Genomic DNA, 17,116 nt, shown 5'->3' with positions numbered 1-17,116 from the left:
CGCTTTCACGAAACAAAGGAGATACGATGATCGACGTCTATAGCTGGGCGACCCCGAACGGCCACAAGGTTCACATCATGCTCGAGGAAACGGGCCTCGCGTACAACGTGCACGGTGTGAATATCGGCGCGGGCGACCAGTTCAAACCCGAGTTTCTCGCCATCAGCCCGAACAACAAGATCCCGGCAATCGTCGATTCCGAGGGGCCCAAGGGCGCCGGCGGCCAGCCGTTCGCCTTGTTCGAATCGGGCGCGATTCTGATTTATCTCGCCGAGAAAACCGGCAAGTTTCTGCCGACCGATCCAGCCGCGCGCTATTCGACATTGCAATGGCTGATGTTCCAGATGGGCGGTCTGGGTCCGATGCTCGGTCAAACGCACCACTTCCGCAACTACGCGCCGGAACAGATTGAATACGCGGTCAACCGTTACACGAACGAGACGAAGCGTCTGTATGGCGTGATGGACACGCAACTCGGCAAGACGAAATATCTCGCGGGCAACGACTATACGATTGCGGACATCGCCGCCTTCCCGTGGACGCGTTCGTGGCAAAACCAGGGCTTGGAACTCGATGCGTTTCCGAATGTGAAGCGCTGGCATGAAGAGATCGCCGCGCGTCCGGCAGTGGTGCGTGGTGTGGAAGTGCTGGCGTCCGCACGCCAACCGCTCATGGACGACAAGGCGAAGGAAATACTGTTCGGGGCGACGCAGTACGCGAAACACTGATCTCAGCGCGGCATCTGAATCTGAAATATCAAAAAAAGCGCGAGCCGGCATGAATGCCGCTCGCGCTTGTTTTGCCTTGCATGCGCCCGCTGCAACGCTAGAAATAGTGCCGCGTGATGAACTCCGCGACACACACAGGCCGCTCACTGCCTTGCCGCTCCAGCGTCACATTCCACACCACTTGCACACCGTTGTTTTCGACTTCGGTCACGGACTCGACCGCGAACTTCGCGCGCAACTGTGAGCCGACCGGCACCGGCGACGTAAACCGCACGCGATTCAAGCCGTAATTGACGCCCATGCGCTGCTCGAGCGCCACCGTCTTACCGAGTAGCGCCGGGATCAACGACAGCGTCAGGAAACCGTGCGCCACAGGACCGCCGAACGGTGACTCGCGCCGCGCCCGCTCCGGGTCGACGTGAATCCATTGATGATCGCCGGTCGCTTCGGCGAAACGATCGACGCTCGCCTGATCCACCGTCAGCCATTCGCTCACGAGCGGCTCGGCGCCCACCAACGCGCCCAGGGCCGTGGCGCTGCCGAACGTTGCGGCGGCAGGCGCCGCGCTGTCCGTCATGACGCGGCGCCCGGATTGCGCAGGCCGAACAGTCCCTTCGAGCGCACCGTGATCACGGTTTCGCCATGCTGATTGATGCCCTCCCACTGCGTCGACACGATACCTCGATCCGGCTTGCTCTCCGAGACGCGCTTGTCGAGCACGGCGTTAATCATGGTGATCGTGTCCCCGACACGCACCGGCTTCAACCAGCGAATTTCGTCGATACCGGGCGAGCCCATCGACGTGGAACCCGCGAACGCGTTGCGCACCAGCATGCCCATCATGACCGAACAGGTATGCCAGCCACTCGCCACCAAGCCGCGGAACGGCGATTCGGCAGCCGCGGCTTCATCCAGATGAAACGGCTGCGGATCGAACTTCTGTGCAAACTCGACGATCTCTTCGCGCGTGAACGTATGCTTGCCGATTTCGACGCTCGTGCCGACTATCAAGTCCTCGTAACTCAAACCCATCGCCGCACCTCCTTGTATCCGATTCGAATGTCTGATCAGGCTTCGGCAGTCACGAAGCCGGGTAGCGCGGCGAACCGCGCGAGATGGTGATCGACATCGCCCAATGTGGTTTCGATGATTGCAAGCCGCTTGAACAGATGCGCCGCGGCCACTTCGTTCGTGACGCCCATGCCGCCGTGCAACTGAACCGCCTGTTGGCCGACGAACCGCGCGGCCTGACCGACCCGCGCCTTCGCGGCGGAAACTGCGCGGCGACGTTCGTCCGCATCCGTGCTGGCATAGCGCATCGCGGCCAGATACGTGACAGAACGCGCCTGTTCGGCGTGGATCAGCATCTCGACCATACGGTGCTGCAACGCTTGAAACCGCGCGATCGGCTGGCCGAACTGCTGGCGCGTCTTGGTGTAGTCGACGGTGGCGAGGTTCAAGGCATCCAGCGCGCCGATCGCCTCGGCGCACAACAGCACCGTGCCGTAATCCGCGATATGTTCGAGCGCGGCCGCGCCGGCGTGTTGGCCGGCAAGCCGGCGCGCGGGCGTGCCGTTGAATTCGAGTGTGGCGGCACGCTGGCCGTCGATCGTGCGGTAGTCCGCGATCTTGACGCCCGCCGCATTGCGCGCCACGACGAAAAGCGCGATCTCGCCGTTCAGCCGGGCCGGCACGATCCAGTGATCCGCTTGCGCGCCATGCTGCACGACAGACTTCGTGCCGGTCAGTGTCAACTGCTCGCCGTGGCCGCTTGCGGTTGTCTCGACCGCGAACAGGTCGTAGCGTGCGTGCGGTTCGTGAAATGCCACCGCCAGTTTGATCTCGCCTTGTGCCGCGCGTTCGAGCAGCGACGCGTCTTCGCCCTGATCGCTACCCGCGAGGCGCAACGCCTCGATGCCGACCGCAGTCGCCCAATAAGGCTCGACGACCAGCGCGCGACCGAGTTCCTGCATGACCACCAGCATGTCGATCGGGCCGCCGTTGAAGCCGCCTTGCGCTTCCGGCACCGGCAATGCTGTCAGGCCCAGTTCGGCAAACGCGGCCCAATGCGCGTCCGACACGCCGGTTTCCGATCTCACGATCGCCTGGCGCGCTTCGAACCCGTAGCTTTTGTCCAGATAGCGGCGCAGCGCGTCGGCGAATTGCTGTTGCTCGTCGTTGAAAGTGAAGTCCATGCGCCGCTCCTCAAAGTCCGAGAATCATCTGCGCGATGATGTTCTTTTGAATTTCGTTCGAGCCGCCGTAAATCGACGTCTTGCGGAAGTTGAAGTAGTACGCGGCCAAGGGCGCGGCATCGTCGTCGCCGGCCACGCTGTGTTCGCGTTCGCCTTCGAGGAACGGTACGTCGAACGGTGCGGCGAGTGGGCCGACCGCTTCGAACATCAGTTCGGTCAGCGCTTGCTGCACTTCCGTGCCCTTGATCTTCAGCATCGACGCTTCCGGTCCCGGTCCACGTCCGCCGGTTTCATTCGCGACCACGCGTTGCACGGTGACTTCGAGCGCCATCAACTCGATCTCGAGGCTCGCGACTTTCGCGGCGAACACCGGGTCTTGCAGCAGCGGCTTGCCGTTCTTTTTCTGATTCAATGCAAGCCGTTTCAGGAAAACGAGTTCGCGCTTCGACTGGCCGACCCGCGCGATGCCTGTGCGCTCGTGGCCGAGCAGATACTTCGCGTAAGTCCAGCCGCGATTTTCTTCGCCGACCAGATTCTCGACTGGCACCTTCACGTCTTCGAAAAAGACTTCGTTGACTTCGTGGTCTTCGTCGAGCGTAATGATCGGCCGCACAGTGATGCCCGGCGTTTTCATGTCGATCAGCAGGAACGAGATGCCCTCCTGCTTTTTGGCGCCGCTGTCCGTGCGCACGAGGCAGAACATCATGTCGGCGTACTGGCCAAGCGTGGTCCATGTTTTCTGACCGTTGACCACGTAATGGTCGCCGACGCGCTCGGCGCGTGTGCGCAGCGAGGCCAGATCGGAACCCGAGCCCGGCTCGGAATAGCCCTGGCACCACCAATCCGTGCCATCGAGAATGCGCGGCAAATAATGGCGCTTCTGCGCCTCGTTGCCGTACTTCATCAACACGGGCGCCACCATGGAGACACCGAAAGGCAGCACGGACGGCGCGCCGATACGCGCACACTCTTCGTCCCAGATGTGCCGCTGAGTCGCGTCCCAGCCCGGGCCGCCATATTCTTTCGGCCACGCGATTGCCGACCAGCCGCGCGTGCCGAGCAGCTTGTGCCAGCCTGCGAAGTCTTCGCGAGCCAGACGCTTGTGATTGAGTACTTTGTCGCTCAGTTCGCGAGGCAGATTCGCTTCGAGCCAGGCGCGGATGTCCGCGCGGAACGCGTTATCAGCGGCAGAATAGTCCAGATTCATGCGTCGTGTCTCCTGGCCGCCACCACCCGCCGCCAGTGAGCCACTGCGCTATTGCAGCGGTTCCTTCAAGGCAGCCGGGACCGGTAGCGGCATCACTTCGATGCCTTCTTCGACCAAGGCTCGCGCGTCTTCCGGTGTCGTGACACCGCGAATATTGCGTGCAGGCGCTTCATTGTAGTGAATGCGCCGTGCTTCCTCGGCGAAGCGGTCGCCCACGTTCTCGGTCTTTTCCAGTACCTCGCGCAAGGCACGCATCACACGCGCCTGCATTTCCCCTGCGCCCGCTGGCGCTTTCGTTTCGGTCGCACCCGACAGGTTCAGGCGCGGCGCCGACGGCAAACGGCTCACCTCGTTCGCGCCGCAGATCGGACATTCGACGAGCTTGCGGGACTGCTGCGATTCAAAGTCATCAGCCGAAGCGAACCAGCCTTCGAACCGATGGCCATGCGGACACTGTAAATCGAGGACCTTCATGTGGAATCAGGGCTTGCGTGCCAGTTTAGCGCAAAACGGAAATTTGTGAACGATCGTTCGCAAAAATTTACGGACGAGGGCGCCGACGCCGGAGGTTGCTGACAATTCGGACGCGGTGGGCGATTTTAACGCTTTGCGCAAACGCCTGCCGAAGGTGTTCCGGAAGGCAAATGGGCTTGCCGGTCACAAACGTCTGTGCGCCTTCGCACGCTGGCCGCCGCGCTGCTTCTATGCCACGAGACATTCCAGTTGACGACCAAGCCGCGGTTCGAGCTCGCGTGCCTCTTTAGCGAGGTTGATCTGTTTGACCGCTCTCGCGATGTCGAACACGTCTGCCTTGATTTCATAACCGCCGCGCGCAGCGAGCCAATCAAGGATGTCCGACAGATGCCATACCGATGCACTGCCCTCGTGGACCGGCGGCGGAAAATCAATTGCGTGGCTCAGCATCAGCTTGCGCATGTTTTGCCGCGACACACCAGCGACTTCGGCGACGTCGGTGAGGCCGACAAAATCGGGGCCCGCCTCGACGAGACGTGCTGTCGGCACCACGCGCTTGATGTCCTGCAGAGCACTGACCAGCGCCTCGAATGCGGACTCGCCTTCGCGCGTAAAAAACAGCGCGATGCGGCCCGGTTGCCCGACGCCGACGGTCGTATCGTCGCACCCGGCCTCGCCCAGGCGCTCGACGATCGCGTCAAGATCGCAGTCTTGCGCCGCGAGCCGGTACTTCAAGGTGAACACATATTCCATAAGTTACTCCTGCCTTCGTTCAGCCCAAGGCTTTCGCCAACAGAACGCTTCTGCTACCGGCGAGCCGTACAGTTGTCGACGATGCGCCGCAGATGTCGGGCGTGGTTGCCGGGATTCTTCGGCGTGCTCCAGACGCTCGATATGCAGAACTCGCCGCACCGACACTCCGCGTCTTTATCAGGACAGTACATTTTTCCCCAGGCGTGACCTTTGCCGCCGCCCTGAACACGCCAGCCATTTCTTTCGGCATACGCCAACGCCGCTTCGACCTCTTTCTTAGAGTGGGTTCCTCGAACCATCTAATGTCCTCCAATTTAGCGAGTGGCGATCAGGTTGTCAAGTGACAACCTGATCGCCACTCGAAAGAATCGAGAGTCCCCACAACTTCGCTATCCGAAATAAACAGATCGTGGTGCCCGCTCTCAAAGGTCGATACTAGAGCGACGGCGGCTGTGCGACGAGTCCGCCGGATGGCATAAGACAAAGGACACATTTCAAGGCGCCGGCAAACACACACGCGGTTGCAGAGATTTCGCAACCTGCAATGACAAAGCCCCTGCCGGTCTTAGACCGGCAGGGGCTTTTCTCAGACTTCCGAAGCGGCGCGCAGCTTCTTCGCTACCGACGTTATTCCGGCTTCGCCAACGGCCACGCACCCGACAACACCTTCTCCAGCCAGAATGTGCCAATCACCGTCTTCACGTCAGTAACCTTGCCGGTGCGCACCCACTCGGACATCTCAGGCACTGTCGCCGTGAACAGTTCGAGAAATTCGCCTTCGTCGAGCTTGCGCTCACCGGCGGTCAAACCGCGCGCGAGGTAGATGTCGATGAATTCGGTCGAATAGGAAATGATCGGGTGAATGCGCGTCAGATAAACGTACTCGCGCGCGGTATAACCCGTCTCTTCCCGCAACTCACGTTTCGCGCAGGCCAACGCGCCTTCGTTCGGATCGAGCTTGCCGGCCGGATACTCGACCATGACCTTGCCCATCGGATAGCGATACTGGCTTTCCAGCAGCACGCGGCCGTCGTCGAATAATGGAATCACCATCACGGCGCCGGAATGCTGAACATATTCGCGCGTGGCGTGCTTGCCGTCCGGCAGACGAACGGTGTCGCACTTGAGCGTCAGAAACGGCCCTTGATGGATCGTTTTGCTCTCGAGACAGGTCTCGGTAAGCGCGGCGTCGTGATCGGGAAGTTCAGCCATATGCGGACCTTGGGGACATGGTGCGCCGACGGCGAGACGCCGTCAGCGGCGTTTGACGAGATACTGGAAGGTGAAGCCAGGGAACGCGAACACCACGAAGAGCGCGAACGTGATGGCGTAGAACTGCCAACCCTGTTCGAAGCGGTTACCCGCACGCGCTTCCAGCAGAAAACCGAGCGCGCCGATTACGAAGTACAGCACGATCAATTCGGCTATCCGGATCCAGGCGCTTTTCTTCACCGTTTTCAACGGCACGGCGGCGAAGAGGCGTTGATTCAGGAACGGCAGGTTGGCGCCGACCAGCGCCAACAGCACGATAAACCAACCCGCTGCCGACATCAGAGCAGCAGCGTGTGCTGGATAGCCTGCAGGCAGGCCTTCAACAGCGGATCCGGCACGATACCGAGCACCAGCACGGCCACACCGTTGAACGCGAGCAAAGCACGCGTGCTGGTGTCGGCAAGGATGGGCGACTTGTCTTGCGGATCGTCGAAATACATCAGCTTGACGATACGCAGGTAGTAGAACGCACCGAACAGCGAGGTAATCACGGCCAGCACCGTCAGCCAGGTCAAACCGGCATTCATGGTGGCCTGCAGCACCGCGAGCTTCGCGTAGAAGCCGACCGCGGGCGGAATGCCGGCGAGCGAGAACATCATGATCATCATCACGAACGCGAACACCGGGCTGCGTTGATTCAGGCCTTTGAAGTCCTCGAGCGTGTCCGCTTCGAAATCGCGGCGCGCCAGCAGCATGATGACGCCGAACGTGCCCATCGTCGTGATCAGGTAGACGATGCTGTAGTACATGGCCGAGCCGTACGCGTTGGCCGCACCCGTGGTCTTGTGATCAACCACGCCGGCCAGCAGACCCAGCAACACGAAACCCATGTTCGAGATCGCCGAGTACGCGAGCATCCGCTTGACGTTGCGTTGCACGATACCGGTGATGTTGCCGACGATCAGCGACAGCGCCGCGAGGATCACCAGCATTTCCTGCCATTCGACCGCGAGCGGCAGCAGACCCATCACGAGAAAGCGCAGACCCCAGGCAAACGCGGCAACCTTCGGACCGCCGCCGACCAGCAGAGTCATTGCCGTCGGTGCGCCTTGATAGACATCGGGCACCCACATGTGGAACGGCACCGCGCCCATCTTGAACGCCACGCCCGCCACGATGAAGATCACGCCGAACAGCAGCACGCTCGGGTCGTAGTGGCTCGTGCCGATCGCCTTGAACACTTCGTTCAGGTCGAGCGAACCGGTCGCACCGTACAACATGGAAATGCCGTACAACAGAAAGCCGGAAGCCAGCGCGCCGAGCACGTAGTACTTCATGGCCGCTTCGTTCGACGGCGCGGCGTCACGACGCAAGGCAATCACACCGTACAGCGACAGCGACATCAGTTCCAGGCCGAGATACAGCGTCAGGAAGTTGTTGCCCGAGATCATGACGAGCTGGCCGAGCAACGAGAACATGCCCAGCAGAAAGAACTCGCCGCGGAACAGCCCGCGATCTTCGAGGTAACGTCGCGAATAGACGATCGACACCGCGTAGCCGAGCGTCACCACCGCTTTCATCACGTTGGCGAACGAGTCCACCACGTACATGTGGCCGAAGTAGTAGCGCACTTGCGGGTCGAACGCGTTCATTGCGAACCAGACGCCGGCGACCAGCGACGAGAAGAACGCGATGAAGTACGTGGTACGGCGACCGGCCTGGCCGACGAACGTGTCGTTGAGCCACGCGACGACAACCGCGAGCATCAGCAGCGCGTCGGGCAACAGAGCAGTCATAGGGGCGTTTTGCATGGTCTTTAATTCCTCGCTCGGCGTTACTGAGGCAACGGCAGCTTTGACTGCGCAACGTGGGCGAGGAGGTTTTCCACGGATACGTGCATCACATCGGTAAAGGGCTTCGGATACAGGCCCATGAACAGCGTCAGTGCGGCAAGCACTGCCAGCATGAAAAATTCGCGACGGTTGATGTCGAGCAGGCCCTTCACGTGATCGTTGGCGATCGCGCCGAAGTACACGCGCTTGTACATCCACAGCGTGTAGGCCGCGCCGAGAATCAGCGTGACTGCCGCGCCGCCCGCGATCCAGAAGTTGTACTGGACAGCAGCCAGGATCACCATGAACTCACCGACGAAACCAGAGGTGCCCGGCAGGCCGCAATTCGCCATGGAGAACAGCATGACGAACGCCGCGAACTTCGGCATCACGTTGACGACACCGCCGTAATCGGAGATCTGACGCGAATGCATACGGTCGTACAGCACGCCGATGCTCAGGAACATCGCACCCGACACGAAGCCGTGCGAGATCATCTGCACGATCCCGCCTTCCACGCCGAGCTGGTTGAAGATGAAGAAGCCGAGCGTCACGAAACCCATGTGCGCGATCGACGAATACGCGACCAGCTTCTTCATGTCCGTCTGCACCATCGCGACCAGGCCGATGTAGATCACCGCGATCAGCGACAGCGTGACGACGACCGGCGCCAGAAAGTGGCTGGCGTCCGGCGTGATCGGCAAGGAAAAGCGCAGGAAACCGTATGCGCCCAGCTTCAGCATGATCGCGGCCAGCACGACTGAGCCGCCGGTCGGCGCTTCCACGTGGGCGTCAGGCAACCACGTGTGAACCGGCCACATCGGCACCTTCACGGCGAAGGCCAGGAAGAACGCTATGAATAGCAGCACCTGTGGCGTCATGGCGATCTGCGCATGCTGCCACGTGGCGAGGTCGAACGTGCCGGTCTCGACGTACAGGTACAGCAACGCGACCAGCATCAGCAGCGAGCCCATCAGCGTGTACAGGAAGAACTTGAACGCCGCGTACACGCGGTTCGCCCCGCCCCACACGCCGATGATGATGTACATCGGAATCAGCGTCGCTTCGAAGAACACGTAGAACAGCATGCCGTCGGCCGCGCTGAACACGCCGACCATGATGCCCGACAGGATCAGGAACGCGGCCAGGTACTGACCCACGTTCCTGGTGATCACTTCCCACGCGGCGATCACGACGATCACCGTGATCAATGCGGTCAACACGACGAACCACATCGAGATGCCGTCGACACCCAGGTGATACGTGATATTGAAGCGCTCGATCCAGTTCGCCTTTTCGACGAACTGCAGATCGGCGGTGCTCGAATCAAAACCGGTAATCAGCGGGATCGTCACGAGGAAGCTGACGACCGAACCGATCAGCGCAATCCAGCGCGCGGGAGCCGGGTTCTGGTCGGAACCAATGGCCAGGACCAGGAGGCCGACGAGGATCGGCAACCAGATCGCAATACTGAGAATCGGATAAGCGTGCATTAGTGTCCCTCGCCTTATTTGCCGCCGAGCGTTACAAACAGGGTCAGGAGCCCCAACATGCCGACAATCATGGCAAACGCGTAGTGGTAGATGTAGCCGGATTGGAGGAAGCGGATCACGCCGGCGAACCAGCCGATAAAGCGTGCGCTGCCGTTGACGATGCCGTCGATCACCACGACGTCGCCTTCCTTCCAGAGACCACGGCCAATTGCCACGGCGCCCCGCGCAAACACGACTTCGTTGATCTTGTCCATGTAGTACTTGTTATCGAGCAGCGTGTAGATCGGACCGAAGGCGCGCTTGATGACAGCGGGCAGATCCGGACGAACCAGGTACAGGAACCACGCGACCACCACACCCGCGAGCGCCAGCCAGACCGGCAGACCCGCGACCGAGTGCAGACCCATCGCCGCCCAGCCCTGGAACTCTTCGGCCATCTCATGCAGCGCCGGATGGTTCTCGCCGATGAAGATCACCTTGTCGAACGCCACGCCGTGCTGGAAGAAGTCGCCGAACAGCATCGGGCCGATGGCGATCGCACCGATCACCACCGAGGGGATCGCCAGCAGCACCAGCGGCAGCCACACCACCCACGGCGTTTCGTGCGGCTCGTGAGCGTGGTCGTCGTGACCATGGCCGTGACCATGGCCATGTGAATCGTGACCATGCGAATCGTGGCCGTGCGCGTCATGTGCATGCGCTGCGGCTTCGATGCCCATCGGCGATTCCGGATGCTTCGGATCGCGGAAGCGCTCCTTCCCGTGGAACACCATGAAGTACATACGGAACGAATACAGCGCGGTCACGAAGACGCTCGCCACCACGGCGAAGTACGCGAAGCCCGAGCCCGGCAGATGCGACAGCTTCACTGCGTCGATGATCGAGTCTTTCGAGTAGAAGCCCGAGAAGAACGGCGTACCGATCAGCGCCAGCGAACCGACCAGCGACGTGATCCACGTAATCGGCATGTACTTGCGCAGGCCGCCCATGTTGCGCATGTCCTGATCGTGGTGCATGCCGATGATCACCGAACCCGCGCCGAGGAACAGCAGCGCCTTGAAGAACGCGTGCGTCATCAGGTGGAAGATGGCAACCGGGTATGCCGACACGCCCAGTGCAACCGTCATGTAACCGAGCTGCGACAATGTCGAGTAAGCCACCACGCGTTTGATGTCGTTCTGGACGATCCCGAGAAAGCCCATGAACAACGCTGTAATCGCACCAATTACGGTAATGAACGACAGCGCGCTATCCGACAATTCGAACAGCGGCGACATGCGCGCGACCATGAAGATACCGGCCGTCACCATGGTTGCCGCGTGAATCAGTGCGGAGATCGGGGTCGGGCCTTCCATCGAATCCGGCAGCCAGACGTGCAGAGGGAACTGCGCCGACTTACCCATCGCGCCGATGAAGAGGCAGATGCAGGCGACCGTCAGCAGACCCCAGTCCGTGCCCGGGAAGCTCAATGCCGCGAGTTCGGTGCGCTTCGCGAAAACGTCGCCGTAGTTCATCGAACCGGCGAAAGCGAACAGCAGGCCGATGCCGAGCAGGAACCCGAAGTCGCCGATGCGGTTCACGATGAACGCCTTCATGTTCGCGTAGATGGCGCTCTCACGCGTGAAGTAGAAGCCGATCAGCAGGTACGACACCAGACCCACCGCTTCCCAGCCGAAGAACAGCTGCAGGAAGTTGTTGCTCATCACGAGCATCAGCATCGAGAACGTGAACAGCGCGATGTACGAGAAGAAGCGCTGGTAGCCATCGTCGTCGGCCATGTAGCCGATCGTGTAGATGTGCACCATGAGCGACACGAAGGTCACCACGCACATCATCATCGCCGTCAGCGAGTCGACCAGGAAGCCGATCTCGAACTTCGTCTTGCCGATCGACATCCATTCGTAGACGGTCGCGTTGAAGCTCGCGCCGTCCATCACCTGGAAGTAGACGATTGACGAGAGGATGAACGCGATCGCGACGCCGAGGATCGTAACCGTGTGTGCACCGGCTCGCCCTACCGCTTTCCCGAACAGCCCCGCAATCAGGGAGCCAGCCAGCGGTGCCAGCGGGATCGCCAGCAGCAGGTTTTCATTGAGTGTCGTTGACATAACCGCTTTACCTGAAATTAACCTTTGAGCTGATCGAGGTCCTCGACATTGATCGTGTCGAGGCTACGGAACAGGGTCACCAGAATTGCGAGTCCGATCGCCGCTTCGGCTGCCGCAACCGTCAGCACGAAGAAGACGAAGATCTGACCATGCACGTCCCCGAGGTAATGCGAGAACGCGACGAAATTGGTGTTCACCGCCAGCAGCATCAGTTCGATCGCCATCAGGATGATGATGACGTTGCGACGGTTCAGGAAAATGCCGACGATGCTGATCGCAAACAGGATCGCGCCGAGGACAAGGTAATGGGCAAGGGTCAACATGATTTCTATCTCCTGTCCGCTCAGCTGTTCTTAGCCGGTGCCGAGTCGGCCGCTGCTGCTGCCGCTGCTGCGGCTTCTTCCGCCGCGACGGTTGCCGCGGTCTTTTCCGACGCCATCTTCACGACGCGCACACGGTCCTGGGCACGTACCTTGACCTGCTCGCTGACGTTCTGACGTTTGCTGTCTTTCTTGTGGCTCGTGGTCAGCGCAATCGCCGCGATGATCGCGACCAGCAGCACCAGACCGGCCACTTCGAACGCAAAGATGTAGTCGGTGTAGATGACCTTGCCGATCAGACGCGTATTCGACCAGTCGCCCATGCCGTTCGCGGCGGCGGTGGTGTCGCGCAGCGCCGTGGCGGTCGCGCCGTAACCGTGCCAGAGAATCAGCGCGGTTTCGATCACGATGATCGCGCCCACCAGGGTGGCCATTGGCACGAAGCGTTTGAAGTCTTTGCGCAGCACGTCGATGTTGATGTCCAGCATCATCACGACGAACAGGAACAGCACCATCACCGCGCCGACGTAGACCAGCACCAGCAGGATCGCAAGGAACTCGGCCTGCAGCAGCATCCAGATCGCGGCTGCGTTGAAGAACGCCAGCACCAGAAACAGTGCGGACGACACCGGGTTGCGCGAGGTGATCACCTTCAGCCCTGAAACCACCAGGAGCAGCGCGAAGATGTAGAACAGTACGGTCGTGAATTCCATGATTACCGGTTCATCGTTAGGCCATCGTCAGGCATTGTTCTTTGGCACTTGTGGCTGGCATAACGCCAGAACAGCCGCACAGGTGCGCCGTGCCGCGGCGTTCAGGCCGCGGCGCCCGGCCCGACAACAGGCCGTGATTGCTGCATTTACTGCTTTAACTGAAGCGCTTCAACGATACGGTGCGTCGGCTGCTTTGTTCGCGGCGATCTCCGCTTCATAGCGATCGCCCACGGCCAGCAGCATGTCTTTCGTGAAGTACAGGTCGCCACGCTTCTCGCCGTGATACTCGAGAATGTGCGTTTCGACGATCGAATCGACCGGGCAGCTCTCTTCGCAGAAACCGCAGAAGATGCACTTGGTCAGGTCGATGTCATAGCGCGTCGTGCGGCGGGTGTTGTCCGCGCGCGTTTCCGACTCGATGGTGATGGCGAGCGCCGGGCACACTGCTTCGCACAGCTTGCAGGCGATGCAGCGCTCTTCGCCGTTTTCATAGCGGCGCAGCGCGTGCAGCCCGCGGAAACGCGGCGAGATCGGAGTCTTCTCTTCCGGGAATTGCACGGTCACCTTGCGCTGGAACGTATAACGTCCGGTCAGCGCGAGGCCTTTGAGCAGTTCCGTGAGGAAGAAGGTCTTGAAAAAGTTTTGGATTGCGGTCATGGGTTCATCCGCCCTTTATTTCCAGATGTTCAACGGCGACATGATCCAGAAGCCGACCACCACCAGCCACACCACGCAGACCGGAATGAAAATCTTCCAGCCCAGACGCATGATCTGGTCATAGCGATAGCGCGGGAATGTGGCACGCGCCCAGATGAACACCGACAACAGGAAGAAAACCTTGGCGACGAGCCATACGATGCCCGGGACGAACGACAGGAAGCCGAACGGTGCGCTCCAGCCGCCGAGGAACAGTGTTGCAGCCAATGCCGAGATCACGATCATGTTGATGTACTCGGCAAGGAAGAACAGCGCGAACGCCATACCCGAGTAATCGATCATGTGGCCCGCGACGATTTCCGACTCCCCTTCCACCACGTCAAACGGGTGACGGTTCGTTTCGGCGATGCCCGAGATGAAGTACACGACGAACATCGGCAGCAGCGGAAGCCAGTTCCACGACAGGAAGTTCAAGCCGTACGACGCGAAGATGCCATGTTCCTGCGAAGCGACGATGCCCGACAGGTTCAGCGTGCCAGCGGTCATCAGCACGACCACGAGCGCGAAGCCCATCGAGATTTCGTACGAGACCATCTGCGCCGCGGCGCGCATCGCGCCGAGGAACGCGTACTTCGAGTTCGACGCCCAACCCGCCAGAATCACGCCGTACACGCCGATCGAGGAGATCGCCATCGCGTACAGCAGACCCGCGTTGATGTCGCCAAGCACAGCGCCCGCCTGGAACGGAATCACCGCCCAGACCGCGAAGGCCGGCACCACCACCATGATCGGCGCGATCAGGTAGATCCAGCGGCTCGCCTGCGCCGGCTGAATCACTTCTTTCAGCAACAGCTTCAGCACGTCGGCGATCGGCTGCAAGAGACCTGCGGGGCCGACGCGGTTCGGGCCGAGACGCACGTGCATCCAGCCGATCAGCTTACGCTCCCACAGAATCAGGTAAGCCACGCACAGCAGGATCACGACGGCCACCACCAGGATGCGCACCAGTGCCCACACCGTGGGCCATGCCACACCGAGAAGCTGGGTGCCGCCCGAGTTGATCGTATCGAACAAGCTCATTTACGCCTTCTCCACCACCAGTTCACCGAACAGGCTGCCCAGCGCTGCACCGGCAGGCGTAGCCGCCGATACGCGGACGACCGTCTCCGCAAGATTTGCGTCGCGCACGGCCGGCAACTGCACCGATTGCTCGCCCTGGCGCACGCGCACCGCGTCGCCTTCCTTCAAACCCAGTTTGTCGAACAGCCCAGCCGGCAGACCGACCGAGTTCGCTGCACGTGCCGCTGCGGTCAGATGCAACGACTCAGCGCGACGCACCAGCGCGTCGGCGTGGTAGATCGGCACGTTCGCAATACGCTCGAATTTGCCTTCCGACGCTTTTGCCGCCTTGCCGCGCGCAACCGCGACGCCCGTCTTGTTCGACAGACGCGAGGTCAGTTCGCCGTCGCCGAGGGCGGCCGTGCGCACTTCTTCCGAGGTGTCGAATTCGAAACCGGGCACGCCAAGCAGGCTGCCCAGCACACGCAATACCTTCCATGCCGGACGCGTATCGCCGAGCGGACGCACGACGCCGTTGAACGTCTGCACCGTGCCTTCGGCGTTGACGAACGTGCCGGCCGTTTCCGTGTACGGAGCGATCGGCAGCAGCACGTCGGCGTATTCCGCGCCGGTCTGGAACGGCGACATCACGACGACCATTTCAGCCTGCTTCAACGCGGCCAAAGCCTGCGCCGGATTGGCCGTGTCGAACTCCGGTTCGACGTTCAGCAGCACATAACCTTTGCGCGGTTGCTCGAACACTTCGCGAGCGTTCAGACCGCCCTCGCCCGGCAACGCGTTCACGAGATGCGCGCCGACCGTGTTGGCCGCTTCCGTGAGGAAGCCCAGCGTCGCGCCGGTCGCGTCCGCGATCCATTGCGCCGCGGCGTGAATGACCGCGAAGTCCGGATGACGGACCGCGCTGTTGCCCAGCAACACGAGGCGGCGTTCGCCCGTGGCAAGCGACTTCGCGACTCGCTTGTTGGCGTCCGTCGGCTGCGTGCCGGCGAAAGCTTCCGGCAGTGCCACGCCGTTGGCTTCCGACACTGCGCCGGCGATGCCAGCCAGCGCTTCCAGCCATGCCGACGGCGCTGCTACAACGCGCTCCGCTTGCGGGATCAGCGCGTCGTCGCTGGTGGACTGCACGAGCGTGAGCTTCGCGCCGCCCTTCGCAGCCTGACGCAGACGCGCGGCGAACAACGGATGATCGCGGCGCAGATCCGAGCCGATCACGAGTGCGGCGTCGACGTTCGACAGATCGGCGATAGCGGCGCCGAGCCACGGCGTACCGTTAACCGGTGCGGAGAAATCCGACTGACGCAGACGGAAGTCGACGTTGGACGTGCCGACCGCTTGCGCCAGTTGCTTCAACAGGAACAGTTCTTCAACCGTGCTGTGGGCGCTGCCGAGTGCGGCCAGCGCGTTCGCGCCGTGGTCGCCCTTGATGCCCTTCAAACCCTTCACCACATATTCGAGCGCGGTTTGCCAGTCGGTCTCGACCCACTTGCCGCCTTGCTTGAGCATCGGCTGAGTCAGGCGCTCGGGGCTGTTCAGGCCTTCGTACGAGAAGCGGTCCTTGTCCGAAATCCAGCATTCGTTGATGGATTCGTTTTCGAACGGCAGAACGCGCATCACGCGATTGTTCTTCACTTGCACCACGAGGTTCGCGCCGACGGAATCGTGCGGGCTCACCGACTTGCGGCGCGACAATTCCCACGTACGGGCGCTGTAGCGGAACGGCTTGCTGGTCAGTGCGCCGACCGGGCACAGATCGATCATGTTGCCCGACAGTTCCGAATCCACCGTCTTGCCGACGAACGACGTGATTTCCGAATGCTCGCCCCGGCCCAGCATGCCGAGCTCCATCACGCCGGCCACTTCCTGGCCGAAGCGGACGCAACGCGTGCAGTGGATGCAACGCGACATTTCTTCCATGGAGATCAGCGGGCCGACGTTCTTGTGGAACACCACGCGCTTTTCTTCGCTGTAGCGCGATGCCGACTTGCCGTAACCCACGGCCAGATCCTGCAACTGGCACTCGCCGCCCTGGTCGCAGATTGGGCAATCCAGCGGGTGGTTGATCAGCAGGAATTCCATCACGGCTTGCTGGCCCTTCACCGCCTTGTCCGACTTGGTGCGCACGATCATGCCGGCCGATACCGGCGTGGCGCATGCGGGCACCGCCTTCGGCATCTTTTCGACATCGACCAGACACATCCGGCAGTTGGCCGCAATCGACAGCTTCTTGTGATAGCAGAAGTGAGGAATGTATGTGTCGACCTTATGCGCAGCCTGGATCACCATGCTGCCTTCGGGCACCTCGACTTTCTTGCCGTCTATTTCAAGTTCAACCATGATGGTCAAT

General features: G+C 61.2%; 18 protein-coding genes. 1 reads left to right on the top strand and 17 read right to left on the bottom strand.

Features of this window, described 5'->3' with window-relative positions:
• The first annotated feature begins 26 nt into the window (after window positions 1-26).
• Entirely contained in the window at window positions 27-728 is a 702-nt protein-coding gene (locus ACQKRQ_RS23815) for a glutathione binding-like protein (protein WP_132375239.1), read from the top strand.
• A gap of 97 nt (window positions 729-825) precedes the next feature.
• Here the strand turns inward: ACQKRQ_RS23815 and ACQKRQ_RS23810 are convergent, their stop codons facing one another.
• The 17 genes from ACQKRQ_RS23810 to nuoG form a co-directional block, all read right to left on the bottom strand.
• Window positions 826-1,305, bottom strand: a complete 480-nt coding sequence (locus tag ACQKRQ_RS23810) for a MaoC family dehydratase (protein ID WP_408315283.1) — start codon at window positions 1,303-1,305, stop codon at window positions 826-828.
• On the bottom strand, window positions 1,302-1,760 hold the full coding sequence (locus tag ACQKRQ_RS23805) for a MaoC family dehydratase (RefSeq protein WP_132375241.1): 459 nt from the start codon (window positions 1,758-1,760) through the stop codon (window positions 1,302-1,304). The genes ACQKRQ_RS23810 and ACQKRQ_RS23805 overlap by 4 nt, the downstream gene beginning before the upstream one ends.
• 35 nt (window positions 1,761-1,795) lie before the next feature.
• On the bottom strand, window positions 1,796-2,923 hold the full coding sequence (locus ACQKRQ_RS23800) for an acyl-CoA dehydrogenase family protein (protein WP_427479775.1): 1,128 nt from the start codon (window positions 2,921-2,923) through the stop codon (window positions 1,796-1,798).
• A 10-nt stretch (window positions 2,924-2,933) separates the two neighbouring features.
• On the bottom strand, window positions 2,934-4,130 hold the full coding sequence (locus ACQKRQ_RS23795) for an acyl-CoA dehydrogenase family protein (protein ID WP_427479773.1): 1,197 nt from the start codon (window positions 4,128-4,130) through the stop codon (window positions 2,934-2,936).
• Window positions 4,131-4,178: 48 nt separating this feature from the next.
• Complete coding sequence (locus ACQKRQ_RS23790; protein WP_132375244.1) at window positions 4,179-4,604, bottom strand: DUF1178 family protein; 426 nt, start codon at window positions 4,602-4,604, stop codon at window positions 4,179-4,181.
• A gap of 228 nt (window positions 4,605-4,832) precedes the next feature.
• Window positions 4,833-5,357, bottom strand: coding sequence for a helix-turn-helix transcriptional regulator (locus tag ACQKRQ_RS23785; protein WP_427479772.1), 525 nt, complete (start codon window positions 5,355-5,357; stop codon window positions 4,833-4,835).
• A 53-nt stretch (window positions 5,358-5,410) separates the two neighbouring features.
• Window positions 5,411-5,656 carry a hypothetical protein gene (locus ACQKRQ_RS23780; protein WP_408214587.1) on the bottom strand — a complete coding sequence of 82 codons (246 nt, stop codon included), beginning with the start codon at window positions 5,654-5,656 and terminating at the stop codon, window positions 5,411-5,413.
• Between the two features lie 328 nt (window positions 5,657-5,984).
• A complete protein-coding gene (locus ACQKRQ_RS23775; protein WP_132375247.1) occupies window positions 5,985-6,569 on the bottom strand; it encodes an NUDIX domain-containing protein in 585 nt (194 codons plus the stop codon).
• A gap of 42 nt (window positions 6,570-6,611) precedes the next feature.
• Entirely contained in the window at window positions 6,612-6,908 is a 297-nt protein-coding gene (locus ACQKRQ_RS23770; protein WP_427479769.1) for a DUF2818 family protein, read from the bottom strand.
• Window positions 6,908-8,380 (bottom strand): NADH-quinone oxidoreductase subunit NuoN, encoded by a 1,473-nt coding sequence (nuoN, locus tag ACQKRQ_RS23765; protein ID WP_132375249.1) that lies wholly within the window; start codon window positions 8,378-8,380, stop codon window positions 6,908-6,910. The genes ACQKRQ_RS23770 and nuoN overlap by 1 nt, the downstream gene beginning before the upstream one ends.
• 23 nt (window positions 8,381-8,403) lie before the next feature.
• Window positions 8,404-9,894 carry an NADH-quinone oxidoreductase subunit M gene (locus ACQKRQ_RS23760; protein ID WP_132375250.1) on the bottom strand — a complete coding sequence of 497 codons (1,491 nt, stop codon included), beginning with the start codon at window positions 9,892-9,894 and terminating at the stop codon, window positions 8,404-8,406.
• Window positions 9,895-9,908: 14 nt separating this feature from the next.
• Window positions 9,909-12,002 (bottom strand): NADH-quinone oxidoreductase subunit L, encoded by a 2,094-nt coding sequence (gene nuoL, locus ACQKRQ_RS23755; protein ID WP_427479768.1) that lies wholly within the window; start codon window positions 12,000-12,002, stop codon window positions 9,909-9,911.
• A 17-nt stretch (window positions 12,003-12,019) separates the two neighbouring features.
• The gene (gene nuoK, locus ACQKRQ_RS23750; RefSeq protein ID WP_006052894.1) at window positions 12,020-12,325 is read right to left on the bottom strand and encodes an NADH-quinone oxidoreductase subunit NuoK; all 306 of its coding nucleotides are present in this window, start codon (window positions 12,323-12,325) and stop codon (window positions 12,020-12,022) included.
• A gap of 20 nt (window positions 12,326-12,345) precedes the next feature.
• Complete coding sequence (locus ACQKRQ_RS23745; protein ID WP_028196947.1) at window positions 12,346-13,035, bottom strand: NADH-quinone oxidoreductase subunit J; 690 nt, start codon at window positions 13,033-13,035, stop codon at window positions 12,346-12,348.
• A 168-nt stretch (window positions 13,036-13,203) separates the two neighbouring features.
• The gene (gene nuoI / locus ACQKRQ_RS23740; RefSeq protein WP_012432383.1) at window positions 13,204-13,692 is read right to left on the bottom strand and encodes an NADH-quinone oxidoreductase subunit NuoI; all 489 of its coding nucleotides are present in this window, start codon (window positions 13,690-13,692) and stop codon (window positions 13,204-13,206) included.
• 15 nt (window positions 13,693-13,707) lie between these two features.
• Window positions 13,708-14,772, bottom strand: coding sequence for an NADH-quinone oxidoreductase subunit NuoH (gene nuoH, locus ACQKRQ_RS23735; protein WP_106280370.1), 1,065 nt, complete (start codon window positions 14,770-14,772; stop codon window positions 13,708-13,710).
• Complete coding sequence (nuoG, locus tag ACQKRQ_RS23730; protein WP_427479764.1) at window positions 14,773-17,106, bottom strand: NADH-quinone oxidoreductase subunit NuoG; 2,334 nt, start codon at window positions 17,104-17,106, stop codon at window positions 14,773-14,775.
• Between the last annotated feature and the right edge of the window lie 10 nt (window positions 17,107-17,116).

This window comes from Paraburkholderia sp. NPDC080076, assembly GCF_050281145.1.
GTDB lineage: Bacteria > Pseudomonadota > Gammaproteobacteria > Burkholderiales > Burkholderiaceae > Paraburkholderia.
Note: the sequence above shows the minus strand (reverse complement) of the source record. Positions and strands in the feature narration are given on the sequence as shown.

Coding starts and splice junctions, on each gene's coding strand:
- ACQKRQ_RS23795 (WP_427479773.1), bottom strand. CDS start 4,130: ATGAATCTGGACTATTCTGCCGCTGATAACGCGTTCCGCGCGGACATC.
- nuoI (WP_012432383.1), bottom strand. CDS start 13,692: ATGACCGCAATCCAAAACTTTTTCAAGACCTTCTTCCTCACGGAACTG.
- nuoK (WP_006052894.1), bottom strand. CDS start 12,325: ATGTTGACCCTTGCCCATTACCTTGTCCTCGGCGCGATCCTGTTTGCG.
- ACQKRQ_RS23760 (WP_132375250.1), bottom strand. CDS start 9,894: ATGCACGCTTATCCGATTCTCAGTATTGCGATCTGGTTGCCGATCCTC.
- ACQKRQ_RS23775 (WP_132375247.1), bottom strand. CDS start 6,569: ATGGCTGAACTTCCCGATCACGACGCCGCGCTTACCGAGACCTGTCTC.
- ACQKRQ_RS23785 (WP_427479772.1), bottom strand. CDS start 5,357: ATGGAATATGTGTTCACCTTGAAGTACCGGCTCGCGGCGCAAGACTGC.
- ACQKRQ_RS23780 (WP_408214587.1), bottom strand. CDS start 5,656: ATGGTTCGAGGAACCCACTCTAAGAAAGAGGTCGAAGCGGCGTTGGCG.
- ACQKRQ_RS23745 (WP_028196947.1), bottom strand. CDS start 13,035: ATGGAATTCACGACCGTACTGTTCTACATCTTCGCGCTGCTCCTGGTG.
- nuoG (WP_427479764.1), bottom strand. CDS start 17,106: ATGGTTGAACTTGAAATAGACGGCAAGAAAGTCGAGGTGCCCGAAGGC.
- ACQKRQ_RS23810 (WP_408315283.1), bottom strand. CDS start 1,305: ATGACGGACAGCGCGGCGCCTGCCGCCGCAACGTTCGGCAGCGCCACG.
- ACQKRQ_RS23790 (WP_132375244.1), bottom strand. CDS start 4,604: ATGAAGGTCCTCGATTTACAGTGTCCGCATGGCCATCGGTTCGAAGGC.
- nuoN (WP_132375249.1), bottom strand. CDS start 8,380: ATGCAAAACGCCCCTATGACTGCTCTGTTGCCCGACGCGCTGCTGATG.
- ACQKRQ_RS23805 (WP_132375241.1), bottom strand. CDS start 1,760: ATGGGTTTGAGTTACGAGGACTTGATAGTCGGCACGAGCGTCGAAATC.
- ACQKRQ_RS23800 (WP_427479775.1), bottom strand. CDS start 2,923: ATGGACTTCACTTTCAACGACGAGCAACAGCAATTCGCCGACGCGCTG.
- ACQKRQ_RS23770 (WP_427479769.1), bottom strand. CDS start 6,908: ATGTCGGCAGCGGGTTGGTTTATCGTGCTGTTGGCGCTGGTCGGCGCC.
- ACQKRQ_RS23815 (WP_132375239.1), top strand. CDS start 27: ATGATCGACGTCTATAGCTGGGCGACCCCGAACGGCCACAAGGTTCAC.
- nuoH (WP_106280370.1), bottom strand. CDS start 14,772: ATGAGCTTGTTCGATACGATCAACTCGGGCGGCACCCAGCTTCTCGGT.
- nuoL (WP_427479768.1), bottom strand. CDS start 12,002: ATGTCAACGACACTCAATGAAAACCTGCTGCTGGCGATCCCGCTGGCA.